The organism is Pedobacter miscanthi, assembly GCF_032678605.1.
Taxonomy (GTDB): Bacteria; Bacteroidota; Bacteroidia; order Sphingobacteriales; family Sphingobacteriaceae; genus Pedobacter; species Pedobacter miscanthi_A.
On the sequence record NZ_JAVTSU010000063.1, the window covers coordinates 1 to 1,066 of the forward strand.

General features: G+C 41.6%; 2 protein-coding genes. One reads left to right on the forward strand and one right to left on the reverse strand.

The genetic code is table 11. The annotated features are described in order from the left end of the window. Positions 1-768 (forward strand): AraC family transcriptional regulator (locus tag R2R28_RS29070; protein WP_316829166.1); only part of this gene is annotated, 768 nt, incomplete at its 5' end. Here R2R28_RS29070 and R2R28_RS29075 read toward each other — a convergent pair. Then, positions 749-1,066: transcriptional repressor (locus R2R28_RS29075; RefSeq protein WP_316829167.1), on the reverse strand; the 318-nt coding region annotated here is incomplete at its 5' end. The two genes, R2R28_RS29070 and R2R28_RS29075, sit on opposite strands and share 20 nt — an antisense overlap.

Here is a 1,066-nt window from a genome sequence, read left to right on the forward strand (position 1 = left end):
GTAGAAGGTGAGGCCATTACCAGCCAGTTTATTTTTAGCAATAAAAACAGCTCAAATCCCAACGGCAAACAATCGGCAAAATACGGGCGCAGCCGGCATAATATCCGTTATATACCTTCTGCCAAAGAAGCTTACGATGTTAAACCCGATGTAGAATTTGTCTATTTCCTGATCGTTTTATCAAAGGATTATTACCTGCGTTTGGTTGATCTTTATTCACCACTGCACGAGCAGTTTGTACAGGAAATGGAAAAAGGAATTTCGACATCTTTTGCCGAACACGATCTTTTTATGACGCCCGAAATGCGCAGATCCATAGAAGCGATTATTTCTTGCAGACAGGATGGCGAATTAAAACGCCTTTTTACCGATGCCAGGATAACCGAGCTGATTATGTACCAGTTGGAACAATTTAGTCAGCATATACAGGGAGGCAGGGAATCGCTCCTCGACCGTGATATCCCCAAACTGGAAGAAGCCCGCGAGATTTTAGAACGCGATTATATCGATCCGCCAACGCACAAACAGCTTTCTAAAATGATCCTGCTCAATGAGTTTAAATTGCGTACAGGATTTAAAAAATATTTTGGCAGTACCATTTACGATTTCGTAACCCGGTTACGGATGGAAGAAGCCAAACGGTTGATTTTGGAAGAAGGTAAAAACATGTACGAAGTTGGTGTTAATATCGGTTTTAAACACCAGGCCAGTTTTACCAATGCCTTTAAAAAATATTACGGTATATTACCTAGTGATGTGCGGCTCTGATCTTGTAAAGGATTAACCGCGATCCAGCACTCTGTGCTTCGGCTATTCCGGCCGCTTCCATTAGTTTGAGGTTGCTGTACACACAACCGATGCTGATGGGCATTTTATCTTCTTTAAGCATCAGCCAAAGTGATTCGGGATGGGTAAAATCGCTTACTTCCAGTAATTTAAAGGCGATCCATAATCTTTTTTCCGAAAATAACAGGCGTTTTAACCTGCAATAATCGTTTATGGTTTTTAAAATGGTTTCTTTAAAGGCATCGGTACAGGCCGATTGAGGTAGCTGGCTGATACTTTG